The 19,749-nt window shown below is 67.5% G+C and carries 17 protein-coding genes, 1 tRNA gene and 1 pseudogene; 13 read left to right on the top strand and 6 right to left on the bottom strand.

The annotated features are described in order from the left end of the window. Positions 1-65: 65 nt before the first annotated feature. The 3 genes from ACAG24_RS02040 to ACAG24_RS02030 form a co-directional block, all read right to left on the bottom strand. Positions 66-1,181, bottom strand: a complete 1,116-nt coding sequence (locus tag ACAG24_RS02040; RefSeq protein WP_370471031.1) for a GGDEF domain-containing protein — start codon at positions 1,179-1,181, stop codon at positions 66-68. Positions 1,182-1,246: 65 nt separating this feature from the next. Next, a tRNA-Ser gene (locus ACAG24_RS02035) sits at positions 1,247-1,336 on the bottom strand. 10 nt (positions 1,337-1,346) lie between these two features. Continuing rightward, positions 1,347-1,859, bottom strand: a complete 513-nt coding sequence (locus tag ACAG24_RS02030; RefSeq protein ID WP_370471030.1) for a MarR family winged helix-turn-helix transcriptional regulator — start codon at positions 1,857-1,859, stop codon at positions 1,347-1,349. 78 nt (positions 1,860-1,937) lie between these two features. On the opposite strand from ACAG24_RS02030, the gene ACAG24_RS02025 reads away from it, so the two are divergent. Next, positions 1,938-2,912: an NAD(P)H-quinone oxidoreductase gene (locus ACAG24_RS02025; RefSeq protein ID WP_370471029.1), complete on the top strand. Its 975-nt coding sequence runs from the start codon at positions 1,938-1,940 to the stop codon at positions 2,910-2,912. A gap of 3 nt (positions 2,913-2,915) precedes the next feature. Here ACAG24_RS02025 and ACAG24_RS02020 read toward each other — a convergent pair whose 3' ends face one another. Further along, positions 2,916-4,112, bottom strand: a complete 1,197-nt coding sequence (locus ACAG24_RS02020; RefSeq protein ID WP_370471028.1) for a cysteine desulfurase-like protein — start codon at positions 4,110-4,112, stop codon at positions 2,916-2,918. A gap of 422 nt (positions 4,113-4,534) precedes the next feature. On the opposite strand from ACAG24_RS02020, the gene ACAG24_RS02015 reads away from it, so the two are divergent. The 4 genes from ACAG24_RS02015 to wzm are packed head-to-tail and all read left to right on the top strand — an operon-like array spanning position 4,535 to position 7,619. After that, complete coding sequence (locus tag ACAG24_RS02015) at positions 4,535-5,056, top strand: bacterial proteasome activator family protein (protein WP_370471027.1); 522 nt, start codon at positions 4,535-4,537, stop codon at positions 5,054-5,056. A gap of 7 nt (positions 5,057-5,063) precedes the next feature. Then, positions 5,064-5,879: a galactan export ABC transporter ATP-binding subunit Wzt/RfbE gene (wzt, locus tag ACAG24_RS02010; RefSeq protein WP_370471026.1), complete on the top strand. Its 816-nt coding sequence runs from the start codon at positions 5,064-5,066 to the stop codon at positions 5,877-5,879. Continuing rightward, positions 5,876-6,775, top strand: coding sequence for a galactofuranosyltransferase GlfT1 (glfT1, locus tag ACAG24_RS02005; protein WP_370471025.1), 900 nt, complete (start codon positions 5,876-5,878; stop codon positions 6,773-6,775). Before wzt ends, glfT1 begins: the two co-directional genes overlap by 4 nt. A gap of 13 nt (positions 6,776-6,788) precedes the next feature. Next, positions 6,789-7,619 (top strand): galactan export ABC transporter permease subunit Wzm/RfbD, encoded by an 831-nt coding sequence (gene wzm / locus ACAG24_RS02000; RefSeq protein WP_370471024.1) that lies wholly within the window; start codon positions 6,789-6,791, stop codon positions 7,617-7,619. A 4-nt stretch (positions 7,620-7,623) separates the two neighbouring features. Here the strand turns inward: wzm and ACAG24_RS01995 are convergent, their stop codons facing one another. Together ACAG24_RS01995 and ACAG24_RS01990 are read right to left on the bottom strand one after the other, a co-directional pair. Continuing rightward, positions 7,624-8,067: a pyridoxamine 5'-phosphate oxidase family protein gene (locus ACAG24_RS01995; protein ID WP_370471753.1), complete on the bottom strand. Its 444-nt coding sequence runs from the start codon at positions 8,065-8,067 to the stop codon at positions 7,624-7,626. A 66-nt stretch (positions 8,068-8,133) separates the two neighbouring features. Then, entirely contained in the window at positions 8,134-8,595 is a 462-nt protein-coding gene (locus ACAG24_RS01990; RefSeq protein ID WP_370471023.1) for a carboxymuconolactone decarboxylase family protein, read from the bottom strand. 50 nt (positions 8,596-8,645) lie between these two features. On the opposite strand from ACAG24_RS01990, the pseudogene pdxR reads away from it, so the two are divergent. The 8 genes and pseudogenes from pdxR to ACAG24_RS01950 form a co-directional block, all read left to right on the top strand. Beyond that, positions 8,646-10,057: pseudogene (pdxR, locus tag ACAG24_RS01985) on the top strand (MocR-like pyridoxine biosynthesis transcription factor PdxR); the annotation flags it as partial. Positions 10,058-10,079: 22 nt separating this feature from the next. Next, positions 10,080-10,403 carry a nitroreductase family deazaflavin-dependent oxidoreductase gene (locus ACAG24_RS01980; RefSeq protein ID WP_370471022.1) on the top strand — a complete coding sequence of 108 codons (324 nt, stop codon included), beginning with the start codon at positions 10,080-10,082 and terminating at the stop codon, positions 10,401-10,403. Positions 10,404-10,457: 54 nt separating this feature from the next. Further along, positions 10,458-11,960: an HNH endonuclease signature motif containing protein gene (locus ACAG24_RS01975; protein ID WP_370471021.1), complete on the top strand. Its 1,503-nt coding sequence runs from the start codon at positions 10,458-10,460 to the stop codon at positions 11,958-11,960. Positions 11,961-12,001: 41 nt separating this feature from the next. Next, the gene (locus ACAG24_RS01970) at positions 12,002-12,406 is read left to right on the top strand and encodes a GtrA family protein (RefSeq protein WP_370471752.1); all 405 of its coding nucleotides are present in this window, start codon (positions 12,002-12,004) and stop codon (positions 12,404-12,406) included. A 50-nt stretch (positions 12,407-12,456) separates the two neighbouring features. Further along, a complete protein-coding gene (dprE1, locus tag ACAG24_RS01965) occupies positions 12,457-13,839 on the top strand; it encodes a decaprenylphosphoryl-beta-D-ribose oxidase (protein ID WP_370471020.1) in 1,383 nt (460 codons plus the stop codon). Then, positions 13,840-14,622, top strand: a complete 783-nt coding sequence (gene dprE2, locus ACAG24_RS01960; RefSeq protein WP_370471019.1) for a decaprenylphospho-beta-D-erythro-pentofuranosid-2-ulose 2-reductase — start codon at positions 13,840-13,842, stop codon at positions 14,620-14,622. It abuts the gene before it with no gap. Continuing rightward, entirely contained in the window at positions 14,622-16,484 is a 1,863-nt protein-coding gene (locus tag ACAG24_RS01955) for a galactan 5-O-arabinofuranosyltransferase (protein WP_370471018.1), read from the top strand. Before dprE2 ends, ACAG24_RS01955 begins: the two co-directional genes overlap by 1 nt. Continuing rightward, a complete protein-coding gene (locus ACAG24_RS01950; protein ID WP_370471017.1) occupies positions 16,402-19,719 on the top strand; it encodes an arabinosyltransferase domain-containing protein in 3,318 nt (1,105 codons plus the stop codon). The genes ACAG24_RS01955 and ACAG24_RS01950 overlap by 83 nt, the downstream gene beginning before the upstream one ends. Positions 19,720-19,749 lie beyond the last annotated feature (30 nt).

Here is a 19,749-nt window from a genome sequence, read left to right as displayed (position 1 = left end):
GCGTGTTGCTGCGGCCTGGACCCTCGGTGGTCGAGGTGTTCGCTTTCATGGACGTCATTATTCGCTCAGCTACGGTGCCGATCGTGGTCCGCCGATCGGGGGACAGCGATCGGTCTGCGCGAGATCGTCTCGATGACCGCGCGGTTTCCGCCGCTGCGCTTCGCGGTGTACATGGCCGCATCTGCGATGTGCACCAGCTTGTCGATGGTCAACCCCCGGGCGGGCACAGCCTCGTGCGGCACCACCGCCGCACCGACACTGGCGGTGATCGAATGGGGCAGCGCCGAGATCGCTTCGCACAACCGTGCCGGCAGCCGCTCTGCTTCGGCGGACTGCACCGAGTCGGTGACGAGGAATTCCTCGCCGCCCGCGCGCCCGATGATGGCGGTTGCCGAATTGGATTGGCGCAGTTGCCATCCCACAGCGGTGAGCACCTGGTCTCCCGCGGCGTGACCGAAGGTGTCGTTGAGCAGTTTGAACTTGTCGAGGTCGATCATGATCACGATCAGATGCCGATCGCCACCCGGTGCCGCGAGCAAGATCCTGGCGCGCTCGTAGAACGCGCGCCGGTTGAGAACGCCTGTCAGTGCGTCGTGATCCGAGCGCACGACGTCGGCGCCGAGGGTGCGCACCAGTGCCTGAACCGCCAGCGGCACACCGGCACTGACCTCGACGATCACCCAGAAACCCGAGACCGCGATCTGGCTGCTGACACCGGCTTCGACCACCCGCACCGCGCACACCGCCGCCAGGACGACCGAAACACTGGTACTGCAGACCACGGCTTTGGAGCTGTGGAAGAACGCCAGATATACGCCCAGCACCACGAGACCGGTGCAGCTGACAAGCGCCTTGACGGGGTCGGCGACCAGGATGCAGGCGACGGAGATGAGCCCGCCGCTCACGACGAGCGCCAGCGACTGGACCCGGGTGGGCCACCCCCGCACATACAGCGCTCCGAAGCCGACGCCCACTGCGGCAGAGGCGATCAGCAGCACGATGCTCATCATGTTCGACGGATCCGGCGGACCGACCAGCCCCAGTGGCATGGGCACCAGTGCCGCGCAGAACAACACCATCAACCGGCGCGTGGGGACGGCAAGTCCGCGCGCATACAGGTAGCGGCTCAGCCATTCGAATTGGTCGGACTGCCGCCACCAGCGGGCCACGATGCCGTCCAACCCGATGCCCCTTCAGACGATGTTTCCGCCAGTGTGCGCTACATCGTCGAGCCGTCAGCCCGGTTTGGCGGTGGCGGAGGGATTTGAACCCCCGGACGGTGTTAGCCGTCTCTCGCTTTCAAGGCGAGTGCATTAGGCCGCTCTGCCACGCCACCGCGGGACAGTCTAAACGCGACCGATTTTGGCTGACGTCCCGCCGGCTTTCAGGCCTGCGCTGATTCGGCGGCAGTTCTCCCCCATCGCCGTCACCTGTGGCCTGCTCAACCGGTCGAGGAAGTGCGCGCGGACCGCGCCACCGTAGGTCTCCATCGCCGAAGCCAGCGCCGTTCTCCCCTCCGGCGTGATGCTGGCGAGCACTCCGCGCCCGTCGTCCGGGCTTGCACCCCGGCCGACGAGCCCCTGCACTTCCAGCCGATGGATCTGGCGCGTCACCCGACTCGGCAACGACATCAGCGATTCCGCGACATCTCCCATTCGGGCCGCCCCCGTCGGCGACTTGGCCAATAAGTCGAGCAGCCGGACGTCGTTCAACGTCAGCCCGTGCTCATCCGAAAGCGACCGGTTCATGGTCGCGTACAACCGCAAAGCAGCATCCAGAAAGTTCTGCCACGCCCTTTGCTCAGCAATGTCTAGACCCGGCGTATCGCTCGCCGTGCGTCCCCCGATGATCCCCTCCATCCGCCCATAGTAGGTCCGCGGCGGTGTCGCCGTTGGGGAAATCTGTCCGTGTTTCCGCAGCGTAGTAGCGTTGCGTGGATGCAAGCGATTGTGGCGAACCCCGCCGGCGAGCTGACGTGGCAGTCGGTGCCCGACCCCCAGCCGGGGGCCGGCGAAGTCCTGATCAAGATCGTCGCTGCAGGCGTGAACCGCGCCGATCTCCTGCAGGCGGCGGGCAACTATCCACCTCCCCCGGGCGCGTCTGACACCCTCGGGCTCGAGGTGTCGGGCACGATCGCCGCCGTCGGCGAGGGAGTGTCGCAGTGGTCGGCGGGCCAGCCCGTATGCGCCCTTCTGGCGGGTGGGGGCTACGCCGAGTTCGTCAGTGTTCCGGCAGGCCAGGTCCTACCCGTTCCCGACGGTATCCCACTGCCCCACGCCGCGGGCCTTCCTGAGGTCGCCTGCACCGTGTGGTCGAACGTCGTGATGACCGCAGGGCTGACCGCGCCGCAGCTTTTCCTCGTCCACGGTGGGGCCAGCGGTATCGGCACCCATGCGATCCAGGTCGCGAAGGCGCTCAACTGTCGGGTCGCGGTCACCGCCGGGTCCCGCAACAAGCTCGATCTGTGTGCCGAACTGGGCGCCGACATCACCATCGACTACCGCAACGAAGACTTCGTGACCGTCATCCGCGACGCCGGAGGCGCCGACGTGATCCTCGACATCATGGGTGCGGCCTACCTCGACCGCAACATCGAATCGCTTGCCAGCGACGGCCGGCTCGTGATCATCGGCATGCAGGGCGGCGCCAAGGGAGAACTCAACATCGGCAAGCTGCTCGCCAAACGCGGCAGCGTGATCGCGACCGCGCTACGGGCACGGCCGGTCGCCGGGCGCGGGGGAAAGAGTGACATCGTCGCGGCCGTCACCGAAGAAGTGTGGCCACTGGTCGCCGACGGCCTCGTGCGCCCGATCATCGGCGCGGAGTTCCCCATCACGGAAGCCAAAGCCGCCCACGAACTGCTCGCTTCCGGCGATGTGTCGGGGAAAGTGATTCTGCGCGTTGATGTTTAGCGGCTAGCCGAGCGAGGCGAGCGCACGGACCAACTGGTCGACCTCGGCGGACGTGCTGTAATGCGCGAGGCCGATGGTCACCGCTCCGCCGATATCGTTGACGCCGATGACGTCCAGGACCTGAGAACTCGCGTTGGCGATCGCCAGAATTCCGTTGTCGGCCAGACGCTGGACGACGTGTTCGGCGGGCACGTTGTCGATCGCGAACGTCAGCACCGGGATCCGCATCTCAGGGGCGCCGATCACGGTGACCGTCGGCAGCGACCGCAGCGACGTCAGAAGGTACTCGAAGAGTCCGTCCAGGTACGCCGCCGCGGACTGCATCGACACCGACAGCCGCTCCCTGCGCGTGCCCTGGGCCGAATCATCGAGTCCGGCAAGGTATTCGATGCTGGCCACCACTCCGGCGAGCATGCCGAACTGATGCGATCCGAGCTCCAGGCGCTCGGCGCCGGCGGCCTCCGGATTCAGCGACACCGAACCGAACGCGTCGATGATCGTCGGGTCCCGGAACACCAGCGCACCGATCGGCGGCCCGCCCCATGAGAGCGCGTTGAGCGCGACGACGTCGGCGTCGGTCTCGTTGATGTCGATGAGGCGATACGGAGCGGCCGCCGAGTGGTCGACCACCACCAGGCCGCCCACCTCGTGCGACAGCTTGGTCACCTCGCGGAGTTCGGTCACCGTGCCCAGGGTCGAAGAGGCGGACGTGATCGCGACCAGCCGGGTGGGCCGGGTCACCAGGCCCTCCCACTGCCACGTGGGGAGCTCACCGGTCTCGATGTCGACTTCGGCCCACTTCACCTTCGCGCCGAACCGGTTCGCGGCGCGCAACCACGGCGCGATGTTCGCCTCGTCGTCCAGACGCGTCACCACCACTTCGTAGCCGAGCCCCAGACGCACCGACGCGGCGTCGGCCAGCGAGGTCAACAACACGGAGCGATCGGCGCCGAGAACGACGCCGGAGGGATCGGCGCCCACGAGGTCGGCCACAGCCTGCCTGGCGGCTGCGAGCACCGCGGCACTGCGCCTGGCGGCGGGGTGCGCGCTGGCTGTGGTCGGCATCGAACCGCGGAAGGCGGTCGACACCGCGCGGCCCACCGAATCGGGTAGCAGCATGCCGTTCTGGGCGTCCATGTGCACCCAGCCATCGCCCAGTGACGGGTGCAAACCACGCACCCGGGCGACGTCATATGCCATGTCAGCCCACCTTAGTGCGTCGTGGAAATCCGCCTTACCACCCGTTTTATCGGACGGTGCGGCGGCTGCCCGACCTCGCTGTTTACCGCCCGTACCCGATCGGGCACGAGTCATCTGGGCAGCCATACTAGTCGAGGCACACTGTGTCACGGAGCGCCACTGGCGCCGCCGTTGCCGGGCGCCGGCGGACGAATTCGCTGGCCAGCGGGGGTCCTTCCGTCCACCTGCTGTGTCTCGGACTGCCGGCCGTGGCCGTGGCGCAGCAGGTGGCGGTAAGGCGGGTTTGCGGACCGAGAGACGGCACGCCTTCGCTGGACAAATCGCGCTCGTGGGAGAAGATCTACGACGACGGCGAAACCGCCTCGCGCACGTCGCGGAGCCCGAACGCATCAGGCGAGAAAAGCTGGGGCACTCTTAGAGACATGGCTACCAATTCCGACGACGACCAGATCGAGATCATCGGCAGCGGCGAGGCGGCTGGCGAAGCCGACATCGACCGCGGTGACGGCAAGTCGCTGACCGATCTCGTCGAACAGCCCGCCAAGGTGATGCGGATCGGCACCATGATCAAGCAGCTGTTGGAGGAGGTGCGCGCCGCACCCCTGGACGAGGCGAGCCGCGGTCGGCTCCGCGACATCCACCGCACCAGCATCAGCGAGCTCGAAGACGGGCTCGCCCCCGAACTGCGCGACGAGCTGGAGCGGCTCACGCTGCCGTTCACCGAAGAGGGTGTGCCGTCCGACGCCGAGCTGCGCATCGCCCAGGCCCAGCTGGTCGGCTGGCTGGAAGGCCTCTTCCACGGCATCCAGACCGCGTTGTTCGCCCAGCAGATGGCCGCCCGCCAGCAGCTGGAACAGATGCGTCAGGGCGCGCTGCCTCCCGGTATGAGCGTCCCCGGACAGCGCGGCGGACCGGGACATCCCGGCACCGGTCAGTACCTGTGAGAGCCGCGTGACCGCTCCTGACGAACCGTTCATCGAGACGCGCGACGCGTGGGTGGAGTTCCCCATCTTCGACGCCAAGACGCGGTCGCTGAAGAAGGCGTTCCTCGGCAAGGCCGGCGGTGCGATCGGTCGCAACGAGTCCAACGTCGTCGTCATCGAGGCGCTGCGTGACATCACGTTGTCGTTGAAGATGGGCGACCGCGTCGGACTGGTCGGCCACAACGGTGCGGGCAAGTCGACGCTGCTTCGGCTGCTGTCGGGCATCTACGAGCCCACCAGAGGCGTCGCCTCGGTGCGCGGACGTGTTGCCCCGGTGTTCGATCTGGGCGTCGGCATGGATCCCGAGATCTCCGGCTTCGAGAACATCATCATCCGCGGCCTGTTCCTCGGGCAGACGCGGAAGCAGATGTTGGCCAAGGTCGACGAGATCGCCGAGTTCACCGAGCTCGGCGACTACCTGCAGATGCCCTTGCGCACCTACTCGACGGGTATGCGGGTGCGCCTGGCCATGGGCGTCGTCACCAGCATCGACCCGGAGATCCTGCTGCTCGACGAAGGCATCGGCGCGGTCGATGCGGACTTCCTGAAGAAGGCGCAGTCCCGCCTCGCCGATCTGGTGTCGCGCTCCGGGATCCTGGTGTTCGCCAGCCACTCCAACGAGTTCCTCGCCCGCCTGTGCAACACCGCGATGTGGATCGATCACGGCACCATCAAGATGGAGGGCGGCATCGAAGACGTCGTGCGGGCCTACGAGGGCGAGGACGCCGCGCGACATGTGCGCGAGGTGCTCGAAGAGAACGCTCGGGAGAACCGGTCTGCATGACGGACCGGATAGTTGCTGTCGTCGTGACCCACCGCAGGCCCGACGTTCTCGCGAAGTCTCTGGATGCGGTCTCGTCCCAGAGCCGCGAACCCGACCATCTGATCGTCGTCGACAACGACGACGACCCCGTCGTCCGGGATCTGGTTGCCGCCCAGCCTGTTCCGACGACTTACCTGGGCTCACGCCGAAACCTGGGCGGCGCAGGCGGTTTCGCGCTGGGGATGCTCTACGCGCTCAGCCTGGGAGCGGACTGGATCTGGCTTGCCGACGACGACGGCCGCCCGCAGGATTCCGAGGTCCTGCCCACCCTCTTGGCGTGTGCCGAACGGCACGGCCTCGCCCAGGTCTCGCCGATGATCTGCGATCTCGACAATCCCGACAAGCTGGCCTTCCCGTTGCGGCGTGGTCTCGTGTGGCGCCGTTGGGTCAGCGAGCTTCGCACCGAGGCCGAGCTTCCCGATCTGATGCCCGGCATCTCGCACCTGTTCAACGGTGCGCTGTTTCGCGCCTCGACGGTCGAAGCGGTCGGCGTCCCGGATCTCCGACTCTTCTTCCGGGGCGACGAGACCGAGGTTCACCGCAGGCTCCTGCGATCGGGTCTGCCGTTCGGCACGTGCCTGCAAGCCGTCTACCTTCACCCGCAGGGCAGCGACGAGTTCAAGCCGATTCTGCGCGGCCGCATGCACACCCAGTACCCCGAGAACGAGGTCAAGCGCTACTACACCTACCGCAATCGCGGTTATCTGCAGTCCCAGCCCGGGATGCGCAAGCTCGTCCCGCAGGAATGGTTGAGGTTCGGCTGGTACTTTCTGGTGTCCAAGCGCGATCCCGCGGGTTTCCGCGAGTGGGTTCGCCTGCGCCGCTTGGGCCGACGCGAGAGGTTTTCACGACGGTGAGGGTTGAAGAACTGTGACGATCATGGACGCCGCGGCGCAGTCCAAGACGTTCTCACGCGCGTGGGGCGATCTGGTCTCGGGTTTCGGCAAGCGTGAACTCTGGCTGCATCTCGGCTGGCAGGACATCAAGCAGCGCTACCGACGATCGGTGCTGGGACCGTTCTGGATCACCATCGCCACCGGCACCACCGCCGTGGCGATGGGCGGCCTGTACTCGATGCTGTTCAAACTCGAACTGTCCGAGCACCTTCCGTACGTCACGCTCGGCCTGATCGTCTGGAACCTGATCAACGCGTCGATTCTCGAAGGCGCCGAAGTGTTCATCGCCAACGAGGGGTTGATCAAGCAACTCCCGACACCGTTGTCGGTGCACGTCTACCGCCTGGTGTGGCGGCAGATGATCCTGTTCGCCCACAACATCATCATTTTCGTGATCATTGCGATCGTCTATCCGAAACCGTGGCACTGGACAGATCTTGCGGTGATCCCCGCACTGGGGTTGATCGCACTCAACTGCGTCTGGGTCGCACTGTGTTTCGGCATTCTGGCCACCCGCTACCGCGACATCAGCCCGTTGCTGGGCAGCCTGGTGCAGCTGCTGTTCTTCATGACCCCGATCATCTGGAACGAGTCGACGCTGCAGGCTCAGGGCGCCGGCGGCTGGGCCAAGATCGTCGAGCTCAACCCGCTGCTGCACTACCTGGACATCGTGCGCGCTCCGCTACTGGGGGCCGATCAGGAAATCCGACACTGGGTCGTGGTGATCGTGCTGACGATCGTCGGATGGACGTTCGCGGCGCTGGCGATGCGTCAGTATCGGGCCCGCGTGCCGTACTGGGTGTGACCCGTCAGCTGCTGAGCCCCGTGACGTCCGGCTCGGGCCCGAAGACGAAGCGGCGCCCCGTCACCGACTGCGGCGTGATCCGCACGAACCGCTCCTTCTGCGTGGCGATCCAGGGATAAAGACCTGCACGCCTGGCGTCGGCGAGCTCGTTCGCGGTGGCGAGGAGCTTCGCCTTGCCCCGCACGATCACGCTCCAGCCTTCGACCGCGTCGTGGTCGTCGGCTTCGAAGACCACGTATTCGTTCAGCGCAGCGGTCAGCAGTTTGGTGCCTTCGGCCGTCCGGAACAGCACGGTCCTGTTCTGCACGACGAAATTCACCGGGAAGATCTCGGTCCAGCCGTTGACGGTCGTCACGAGCCGACCGAGCGCGACCGCGCCCAGTTGGTTCCAGCTCTCGGCCTCGGTGAGCTCGGTGACCGGTGCGTTCGATGTCGTTGTCGCGTCCATGCCTTTGATGGTCGCCATGGACGGGCGCCGCTTCTAGAGTCCAATGGCACTTTCCCCGTGTTGCCGTCAGCGGCGCGGGATCTCGGCGTGGACCGCGACGTTGATGCGATTCCAGGCGTTGATGGTGACCGCCAGTGCGATGACCTGTCCGAGCTCCCGGTCGGAGAAGACGCCCGCCGCGTCCTCGTAGACGTCGTCGGGCACACCGTCGGCACCGAGGACGGTGATGGCTTCGGTCAATGCCAGTGCGGCGCGCTCGGTCTCGTCGAACAGGTCACCGGCCTCGGTCCACGCGGAGAGTAGGTCCAGCTTCTGCTCACTGACACCCATCGTCCGTGCGTCGCGAGTGTGCATGTCGAGGCAGAAAGCGCATCGATTGATCTGGGATGCGCGGATTTTGATGAGCTCGCCGAGCTCGGGGTCGACGTCCTTGGCCGAGGCTGTCGACAGGGTCATCATCGCGTCGAACAACTCGGGGGATGTCTTGTAGATCGTGATGCGGCTCTGGGTGGTGTGTGTCTGGGTCATGTCTTCGACGCTAACGCGGGACTGTCTCGCCCGGGTGGTTCAATTTTGTCGTGCAATCATGGGCCAATTCCGGGACGCGGGACCTCCACCTGGATCTGCGCGAAGCGGTGACGCCGGGGGCACGCGGAACGAAGGACGCCCTGATCGCCGCTCTGCGCGACTCTGTGCGATCCGGCCGCCTGTCGCGCGGCACCGTGCTGCCGCCATCGCGGACGTTGGCCTCCGATCTCGGATTGGCGCGCAACACCGTGACCGACGCCTACGCCGAGCTGGTGGCCGAGGGCTGGTTGGCGTCGCGGCAGGGAGCGGGAACGTGGGTCGCGGGCACGTCGTCTGCTCCGCAAGCGTCGCTGCCGTCGCGTCCGTACGGAGCTCGCGTCACCCCGGTGCACAACCTGATGCCGGGGTCTCCCGACGTCGCGGAGTTTCCGCGAGCCCGGTGGGCAGCGTGCATGCGCAAGGCGCTGATGAATGTGCCCACCGAGGCGCTGCGCATGGGTGATCCGCGCGGCCGACCCGAATTACGTTCTGCGCTGGCCGAATACCTCGCCCGTGCCCGGGGGGTGCGGGTGTCACCGGAGTCCGTCGTGATCTGCGCCGGGGTCCGCCAGGCAGTGCAGTTGCTCGTCCGGACGCTCGGGGGACCCGTCGCGGTCGAGGCGTACGGGCTGTTCCTGTTCCGGGATGCGATCGACCAGTGTGGGGTTCCCACTGTTGCGATCGGGGTCGACGACAAGGGCGCGGTGATCGCGGAACTCGACGACGTCGACGCCACTTCCGTGCTGTTGACACCGGCCCATCACAACCCTTTGGGTATGCCGCTGCACTCGTCGCGGCGCACGGCGGTGGTCGAATGGGCCTCTCGCACCGGCGGTTTCGTCCTCGACGACGATTATGACGGCGAATTTCGTTACGACCGTCAGCCGGTGGGAGCGTTGCAGGCGTTGCGGCCCGATCGCGTCGCCTACCTCGGATCGACGAGCAAGAGCCTGTCGCAGGTGCTCCGCCTCGGGTGGATGGTGTTGCCGGAAGGCCTTGTGGATCCCGTGATCGCGACGGCGGGTGGGCACCCGTTCTACGTCGACGTGATCTCCCAGCTCACGCTGGCTGAGTTCATCGCATCGGGTTTGTACGACCGGCACATCCGCCGGATGCGGATGCGGTATCGCCGTCGCCGCGACGCCCTGGTCCCCGCTTTGGCGCACTTCGACGTGCGGGTCGGCGGAGTCGCCGCCGGCGTGAACGCCCTTGTCACGCTTCCCGACGGCGCCGAACCCAGAGTCTGCGGCGAGCCGCTGAGGCCGGCATCGCACTGTCGGGATTGTCCATCATGCGGCACCCGCAGGCCGGATCCGAGGTTCCCGATCGGGACGGTTTGGTCGTAGGTTTCGCCGCTCCCGCCGAACATGCCTTTCCTGCAGCGGTTTCCGCGCTATGCGAGGTGTTGCGAGCAAGCGGGTTGCAGCGTCTATCCGGTACCGGTGATGCTGTTGTCCACCATCGGTGCGAAAACAGGCCTGCGGCGCGAACTTCCTCTCGGCTACGCGACTGACGGGGATTCGCTGATCGTGATCGCGTCGAACTACGGCGGCCCCGGACACCCTGCGTGGTATCGGAACCTGATCGCGAACCCGACGGTCGACGTGCTCGCCGGACGGCACTCCGACACCTACACGGCCGTCGAGATCACCGATCCCGCCGAGCGCGCAGCGGCCTGGGACAGAGCCCTCGACGTCTACTCCGGATACGGGGACTACGAGGTCAGGGCGTCGCACCGGACGATTCCGGTGATCCGGCTGGTGCGCTGAGCGTGCGGAAATTGGTGCAACGAACTGTCGGCGGCGGTCGGTAGAATCGAACACATGTTCGACAGTTCCGTGCCGGAGCCCAGTCAGCTGGCCGGCCTTTCCGACGCCGAACTCATCGACGCTGCCGCGGTCACGACCCGCGCCGAGAACGCCGCATGTGCCCGCAAGCTGGCCATCATGGCCGAACTGTTCATTCGTCGCACCGGCCTACCACCCGATGAACGTGAACTGTGGTGGGTTGACCCCGAAGCCGCCGTCAGCGCCGAGATCGCGGCCGCACACAACATCACCTCCGGTCTCGCCCTGCACCAAACCCACCGCGGGGTCGCCCTGCGCGAGCGCCTTCCCAAGGTCGCCGCCCTGTTCTTCGCCGGACTGATCACCGACCTGCTGGTGCGCGAAATCGTCTCCCGCACCTATCTGGTCGACCGGCCCGCCCTGATGGCTGCACTCGATGCCGATCTCGCTGCCGAGATCCTCGGCTGGGGACCCCTCTCGGTGAAGAAGACCCGAACTCGCATCGACGACCTTGTCGAACGCCACGACCCCGGAGCTCTGCGCAAAGCCCGCGCCGGCGAGAACCAACGCAGTGTGTCGTTCGGCAACCCCACGGACGCCCCCGGATTCACCAGCGTCAACGCCGTGATGTTCAACTGCGACGCCGCCACCGCCGAGCGCAATCTGACCCAGATGGTCTACAGCGTCTGCGACAGCGACCCGCGCACAATCGAAGAGCGCCGCAACGACGCCTTCGCCGCCATCCAGGCCGGCCTGACCGCCCTGGCCTGCCGGTGCGGCGCCGACGACTGCGAGGCCGCGGCGCGTCCCACGCCTCTACGCGATACGACCATCTACGTCCTCACCGACGCCACCACACCCACTGAGGAGACGGCGGACGCTGCGGCCGCACCGGAACCCAAGCGTCGACGGCGTACCCCAGTGCTGGCCGAGACGCGGTCGGGCTACGTCTTCGGCGCCGGAATCATGCCAGCGCCTTTACTGCAGGGCCTGCTCGACGGCGCGAAGTACCGCGAGATCATCCACCCCGGCCAGGCCGGAGCCGAACCCGGCCGCTTCCCGTCCCGCGCCCTGGCCGATTTCATCCGCTGCCGCGACCTGACCTGCCGCTTCCCCGGCTGCGACAAGCCCGCCACCGACGCCGACATCGACCACACCGTCCCGCACCCGGTCGGACCCACACACCCCTCCAACCTGAAATGCCTGTGCCGTTTTCACCATCTGTTGAAAACGTTCTGGGTCGGCGCCACCGGATGGCGAGACCGCCAATACCCCGACGGGACCATCGTCTGGACGGCGCCCACCGGGCACACATACACGACCCAACCCGGCAGCCGACTGCTCCACCCCACCCTGTGTAGACCCACCGCCACCCTCTGGACCGGCGACTCACCCCGCACGGAGCCCAGCGACCGGCGCGGCAAGCAGATGCCCCGACGGCGAAACACCCGCGCCTACAACCGCCGTCGCGCGGTCACCGCGGAGCGGACACTCAACGACCCCCTCGTCGCTGATCGCAACAAACCACCACCGCTCTGACGAGAGGGTCACAGTAAGCTGCGCGGGTGGCCGAGCCCCCGATGTCACCGCAACTGAGCCTGCGGACGCAGATCTGGCGCTTCCTCGTGACGGGCGGGTTCTCCGCAATCGTCGACTTCGGCCTCTACGTGCTGCTGTACAAAGTCGTGGACCTGCAGCCCGACCTCGCCAAAGTCCTCGGCTGGATCGCCGGCACGACGACGGCCTACCTGCTCAACCGCCGATGGACGTTCCAGGCCGCGCCCAGCACCCGCCGGTTGATCGCGGTCTGGGCGCTGTACATCACCACGTTCGTCGTGCAGGTCGGCCTCAACCACCTGCTCCTGCGCGCGTTCGACTACTCCGCGACCGGTGTGGTCGTCGCATTCGTCATCGCGCAGGGCACCGCGACGGTGATCAACTTCATCGTTCAGCGCGCGGTGATCTTCCGGTGGGCAGGAGCGTAGCGACCCGGGGAAATATTCGCGCTGCGCTGAACCCGGTACCCTCTGTGACGATGTTGAGCACGGAGTTTTCGACCACCGCGAAGCGGCTGACCGGCTGGGGCCGCACCGCTCCGTCCGTCGCGCAGGTGCTGTCGACGCCGGATCCCGAGGTGATCGCCAAAGCCGTCGCGCAGGCCGCGGAGAACCCCGGCAGGGGGATTCTCGCCCGCGGGCTGGGCCGTTCCTACGGCGACAACGCCCAGAACGGCGGCGGCCTCGTCATCGACATGAACGCGCTCAACCGGATCCACTCCATGGACGCCGACACCCACCTCGTCGACGTCGACGGCGGCGTCAACCTCGACCAGCTGATGCGGGCCGCCCTGCCGCTGGGCCTCTGGGTTCCGGTCCTGCCCGGCACCCGCCAGGTGACCATCGGCGGCGCGATCGCGTGCGACATCCACGGCAAGAACCACCACAGCGCCGGCAGCTTCGGCAACCACGTGCGCTCCGTGGACCTTCTGCTGGCCAACGGCGAGATCCGCACCATCACCCCGGACGGACCCGATCGCGACCTGTTCTGGGCCACCGTCGGCGGCAACGGGCTCACCGGCATCATCCTGCGGGCCACCATCGAGATGACGCCCACCGAGACGGCGTACTTCGTCGCCGACGGCGACGTCACCTCGAGCCTCGACGAGACCATCGCGTTCCACAGCGACGGCACCGAGGACAACTACACCTATTCCAGCGCGTGGTTCGACGCCATCAGCCCACCGCCGAAGCTCGGCCGCGCCGCCATCTCCCGCGGGTCTCTGGCCACGCTCGACCAGCTTCCCAAGAAGCTGCAGAAAAACCCGCTGAAATTCGATGCGCCGCAACTGCTCACGTTTCCCGACCTGTTCCCCAACGGTTTGGCGAACAAATACACCTTCGGGCCGATCGGCGAACTCTGGTACCGCAAGTCGGGCACCTACCGCGGCAAAGTGCAGAACCTGACGCAGTTCTACCACCCTCTCGACATGTTCGGAGAGTGGAACCGCGCGTACGGCTCCGCCGGATTCGGCCAGTACCAGTTCGTGGTGCCCACCAGCGCTGTTGACGAATTCAAGGCAATCATCGTCGACATCCAGCGCTCCGGCTTCTATTCGTTCCTCAACGTGTTCAAGCTCTTCGGACCGGGAAATGAAGCGCCGCTGAGCTTCCCGATCCCCGGTTGGAACGTGTGCGTCGACTTCCCGATCACCGCGGGCCTCAACGAGTTCCTCAACGGACTCGACAAGCGGGTCCTCGAGTTCGGCGGGCGCCTGTACACGGCCAAGGATTCCCGCACCACCGCCGAGACCTTCCACGCCATGTATCCGCGCATCGACGAGTGGATCGCCCTGCGCCGCAAGGTGGATCCCGACGGCGTCTTCGCCTCCGACATGGCCCGACGACTGGAGCTCCTCTAGATGGTTTTCGATGCCACCGGCAATCCCCAGACGATTCTTCTCCTCGGCGGCACCTCAGAGATCGCCCTGGCGATCGCCGAGCGCTACCTGCGTAACGCCCGTGCCCGCGTGATCCTGGCCGACCTGCCGGGCCACCCCCGCAAGGACGCCGCCATCGCGCAGCTTCAGGGCGCGGGCGCCAAGGCTGTCGACTGGCTCGACTTCGATGCGCTCGACACCGACAGCCATCCCGCCGTCATCGCCAAGGCGTGGGAGAGCGGCGATGTGGACGTCGCCGTTGTCGCGTTCGGCCTCCTCGGCAACGCCGAGGAACTCTGGCAGAACCAGCGCAAGGCCGTGCAGATCGCTGGGATCAACTACACCGCAGCGGTTTCCGTCGGTGTCCTGCTCAGCGAAAAGATGCGTGCACAGGGCTCCGGCCGCATCATCGCGATGAGCTCTGCCGCCGGCGAACGCGTCCGGCGCTCGAACTTCGTCTACGGCTCCACCAAGGCCGGCCTCGACGGCTTCTACCTCGGCCTCGGAGAAGCATTGCGGGAGTTCGGCGTTCGGGTGCTGGTGATCCGGCCCGGTCAGGTGCGCACGACGACGACGATCGAGCATTGGAAGGCGACCGGCGCCAAGGAGGCCCCGTTCACCGTCGACAAGGAAGATGTCGCCGAGCTCGCGGTGACGGCGTCGAACAAGGGCAAGGATCTGATCTGGGCGCCCGGACCCTTCCGGTTCGTGATGATGGTGCTGCGCCACATCCCGCGCCCGATCTTCCGCAAGCTGCCTATCTGATGCGCACCGCGCTGGCCGTCACCGGCCAGATGGCCGCAGCCGCGGCCGTCGCCGCTCTCGTCGCGGCCGTCAGCCTGTTCGCGATCGCCCGGGTCGACTGGCCCGCCTACAACTCGTCCAATCAGCTGCACGCGCTGACCACCGTCGGCCAGGTGGTCTGCCTGGTCGGCCTGCTCGCGGCGGGGCTCGTGTGGCGCAGGGGTAGGCAGCTGATCGCCCGCATCGGCGCGGTGGTGTTCCTGTCCGCGTTCTCGGTCGTCACCCTCGCGATGCCGTTGGGCGCCACCAGGCTCTACCTGTTCGGCATCTCAGTCGACCAGCAGTTCCGCACCGAATACCTGACGCGCCTCACCGACCAGCCCGGCCTGCACGACATGACCTACATCGGCCTGCCGCCCTACTACCCCGCGGGATGGTTCTGGCTCGGCGGAAGGCTCGCCGCGCTCACCGGCACGCCCGCGTGGGAGATGTTCAAGCCGTGGTCGATCATCTCGATCACCATCGCGATCGCGCTCGCATTCGTGTTGTGGGCCTGCATGATTCGCTTCGAATACGCACTCGTCGTGTCCACGGCCACCGCAGCGACCGCGCTCGCGTACTCCCCCGCCGAGCCCTACGCGGCCATCATCGCCGTGCTGCTGCCGCCGGTGTTCGTGCTCGCCTGGTCCGGACTGCGCGGACGCACACGCGGCGGCGGATGGGCCGCCGTGATCGGCACCGGCGTCTTCCTCGGCGTCGCGGGCCTGTTCTACACACTGCTGTTCGGCTACGCCGCGTTCACGCTGGCGATCATGGCGGTGGTGCTGGCTGCCGCGCGCAGGCAGTGGGATCCGCTGCTGCGGGTCGGTGTCATCGCCGTCATCTCCGGGCTGATCATGCTCATCACGTGGGCCCCGTACCTGCTCGCCGCGCTCCGTGGGACGCCGGCCGAGTCGGGCACGGCGCAGCACTACCTGCCCAAGGACGGCGCCGAACTGACATTCCCGATGCTCGACTTCACCCTCCTCGGCGCGCTCTGCATGCTGGGAACGGTGTGGTTGGTGGTCCGGGCGCGCAGCTCCACCCGGGCAGGCGCCTTGGCCGTCGCCGTGCTGGCCGTCTACGCGTGGTCGCTGCTGTCGATGCTGACCACCCTCGTCGGCACGACACTGCTGTCGTTCCGGCTTCAGCCCACCTTGACGATCCTGCTCGCCGCCGCGGGTGCGTTCGGTTTCATCGAGGCCACACGGATGATCGCGGCCCGGGTCACCCAGCCCAACGCCCGCCGCGTCGTCGCTGTGGCCACCGCCGTCGGCTCCGTCGGGGCCATCACCTTCGCCCAGGACATTCCCGACGTGCTGCGCTCCGACATCGTCGTCGCCTACACCGACACCGACGGCTACGGGGAACGCGCCGACCGCCGCCCGCCCGGCGCCGAGCAGTACTACCGCGAGGTCGACGCCCGCATCCAGGAGATCACCGGCCGGCCGCGCAACGAGACAGTCGTCCTGACCGCCGACTACAGCTTCCTGTCCTACTACCCCTACTACGGCTTCCAGGGCCTGACGTCGCACTACGCCAACCCGCTCGCGCAGTTCGACCAGCGCGCGGGCGCCATCGAGGGCTGGCGCATGCTGACCGACGCCGACCAGTTCATCGAGGCGCTCGACACGATGCCGTGGGAGCCGCCGTCGGTGTTCCTGATGCGCCGCGGCGCGAACGACACCTACACGCTGCGTCTGGCCGAGGACGTGTATCCGAACCAGCCCAACGTGCGGCGATACCACGTGGCACTCGACGATGCGCTGTTCGACGATCCGCGCTTCGACGTGTCCACCGTCGGACCGTTCGTGCTGGCCATCCGCAAGCCAATTACCATCTAGCCCCGTGATCCGAGAGACGGGTGCCAATCACCGCACCGCGCGACTCATCGCGATCATCGCGGGGCTGCTCGGCACGGTCCTCGCTGTTGCGACCCCCCTGCTTCCCGTCAACCAGACGACGGCACAACTCAACTGGCCGCAGAACGGTGTGCTGCAGAGCGTCGACGCGCCGCTGATCGGCTACGTCGCCACCGACCTCGACATCACGATCCCGTGCAGCGCGGCGGCAGGCCTGGACCGTCCCGGCCGCACCGTGCTGCTGTCCACAGTGCCCAAGCAGGCCCCCAAGGCCGTCGACCGAGGTCTGCTCATCGAGCGCGTCAACAACGACCTGCTCGTCATCGTGCGCAACACCCCGGTCGTCAGCGCGCCGCTGGACCAGGTGCTCAGCCCCGAGTGCCAGGAATTGCGCTTCACCGCGCACGCCGACAAGGTGACCGGCGAGTTCGTCGGCCTGCAGGCCGAACCCGACGTCGGCGATCGAGGCAACCCGGCTCAGCCGCGCGAGCCGCTGCGGGGCGAACGCGGCGGCTACGATTTCCGTCCGCAGATCGTCGGCGTCTTCACCGACCTGTCGGGCCGCGCACCCCCCGGCCTGGAGTTCTCCGCGACCATCGACACCCGCTACAGCAGCTCGCCCACACTGCTGAAGCTGCTCGCGATGATCGTCGGCGTGGCGATGACGATCGTGTCGCTGGGTGCGCTGCACGTGCTCGACCGTGCCGACGGCCGACGCCACAAGCGCTTCCTGCCGCCCCGCTGGTGGTCGATGTCCCCGCTGGACGGCCTCGTCGCGGCCGTGCTGGTGTGGTGGCACTTCGTCGGCGCGAACACCGCCGACGACGGCTACATCCTGACGATGGCCCGCGTCTCCGAGAGCGCCGGCTACATGGCCAACTACTACCGCTGGTTCGGCACCCCCGAGGCGCCGTTCGGCTGGTACTACGACCTGCTCGCGCTGTGGGCCAACGTCAGCACGACGAGCGTGTGGATGCGCCTGCCGACGCTGCTGATGGCGCTTGCGTGCTGGTGGGTCATCAGCCGCGAGGTGATTCCACGGCTGGGCACCGCCGTCAAACGAAGCCGCGCCGCGGCCTGGACGGCCGCCGGCCTTTTCCTGGCGTTCTGGCTGCCGCTCAACAACGGTCTGCGCCCCGAGCCGATCATCGCCCTCGGCATCCTGCTGACGTGGTGCTCGGTCGAGCGGGGCGTCGCGACCAGCCGCCTGCTCCCCGTCGCCGTCGCGATCATCATCGGCGCGCTGACGCTGTTCTCCGGCCCGACGGGCATCGCCGCGGTCGGCGCCCTGCTGGTGGCCATCGGCCCGCTGAAAACCATTGTCGCCGCTCATACTTCGCGATTCGGATACCTCGCGCTGCTGGCCCCCATCGCCGCGGCGGGCACAGTGACGATCTTCCTGATCTTCCGCGACCAAACCCTGGCCGCCGAGCTGCAGGCCAGCAGCTTCAAGTCGGCCGTCGGCCCGAGCCTGGCGTGGTTCGACGAGCACATCCGCTACTCGCGGCTGTTCACGACCAGCCCCGACGGGTCGGTGGCGCGCCGTTTCGCCGTGCTCGCCGTCCTGCTCTCGCTGGCGGCCGCCATCGCGATGACGTTGCGCAAGGGGCGGATTCCCGGCACCGCGGCCGGCCCCGGCCTGCGCATCATCGGCATCACGGTCATCTCGTTCCTTGCCATGATGTTCACGCCCACCAAGTGGACGCACCACTTCGGTGTGTTCGCCGGCCTGGCGGGCTCGATCGGCGCGCTGGCGGCAGTCGCGATCTCGGCGGCCGCGATGCGCTCACCCCGAAATCGGTCGGTGTTCGCCGCCGCCGTCCTGTTCGTGACGGCGCTGTCGTTCGCCACCGTCAACGGATGGTGGTACGTCTCCAACTTCGGTGTCCCGTGGTCGAATGCATTCCCGGAGTGGAAGTTCGGTTTCACCACTGTGCTGCTCGGGCTGTCGATGGTCGCGCTGCTGGTGGCCGCCTGGCTCCACTTCACCGGGCGCGACAAGCCGCCGCCGCCGGGGAACCCACCGCGGTGGAAGCGAATCACCCAGGCGCCGTTGGCCATTGCGACCTGGGCCCTGGTGATGTTCGAAGTCGTATCGCTGACCGCGGCGATGGTCGGCCAGTACCCGGCGTGGACCGTCGGCCGGTCCAACCTGCAGGCACTCACCGGCAAGACGTGCGGGATGGCCGAGGACGTCCTGGTCGAACAGGACGTCAACGCCGGGCTGCTGTCCCCCGCGGGCAGCGTCCCCGTCGGCGACGCTCTCGGCGACGTCACCGCAGAAGGGTTCAGCCCCAACGGGATTCCCTCGGACGTGTCGCCCGACCCGGTCAGCGAAGAGCCCGGGGCGGGCAACTTCGCCGACAGCGACAGCGGCGTCGTCACCGGCACCGAGGCGGGCACCGAGGGCGGAACGACGTCCGCGGCGGGCGTCAACGGTTCCCGCGCCCGTCTCCCGTACGGCCTCGACCCGGCCCGCACGCCCGTGATGGGCAGCTGGCGCAGCGGCACGCAACAACCCGCGTCTCTGCGCTCGGCCTGGTACCAGCTGCCCGCGGGCTGGAGTGAGCAGGACCGGTCGGACTCGCTGCTAGTCGTCGCGGCCGCCGGACGGTTCGACGCGGGTGAGGTCGTCGTGCAGTGGGCCGGCGCCGACGGAGAACCCGCGGGCAGCATCGGATTCGGCGACGTCGGCGCCGCACCCGCGTGGCGCAACCTGCGCGCGCCGCTGTCCTCGATCCCGTCCGACGCCACCCAGATCCGGCTCGTCGCCAGCGACGACGACCTCAGCCCCGACCACTGGATCGCCGTCACACCGCCGCGCATCCCCGAACTGCGCACGCTCCAGGACGTCGTCGGCTCGACCGACCCGGTGCTGTTGGACTGGCTCGTCGGCCTGGCCTTCCCGTGCCAGCGTCCGTTCAACCACCAGAACGGCGTCATCGAGGTGCCGAAGTGGCGGATCCTGCCCGACCGCTTCGGCGCCGAGGCCAACTCGCCGGTCATGGACTACCTGGGCGGCGGCCCGCTCGGCATCACCGAGCTGCTGCTGCGCGCGGTCACCGTCCCCACCTATCTCAAGGACGACTGGTTCCGCGACTGGGGTGCGCTGCAACAGCTCGTGCCGTTCTATTCGAACGCCGAGCCTGCGCGGCTGGATCTCGGGACGGCAGAGCGCAGCGGGCTGTGGAGTCCTGCGCCACTTCGCTTGAGCTGAGCGCGGCACGCCGGAACCGGCGCCATAGGA

It is taken from the genome of Mycobacterium bulgaricum, from assembly GCF_041287165.2.
GTDB classification, from domain to species: Bacteria; Actinomycetota; Actinomycetes; order Mycobacteriales; family Mycobacteriaceae; genus Mycobacterium; species Mycobacterium bulgaricum.
This window is presented reverse-complemented; position numbering and strand designations above follow the sequence as displayed.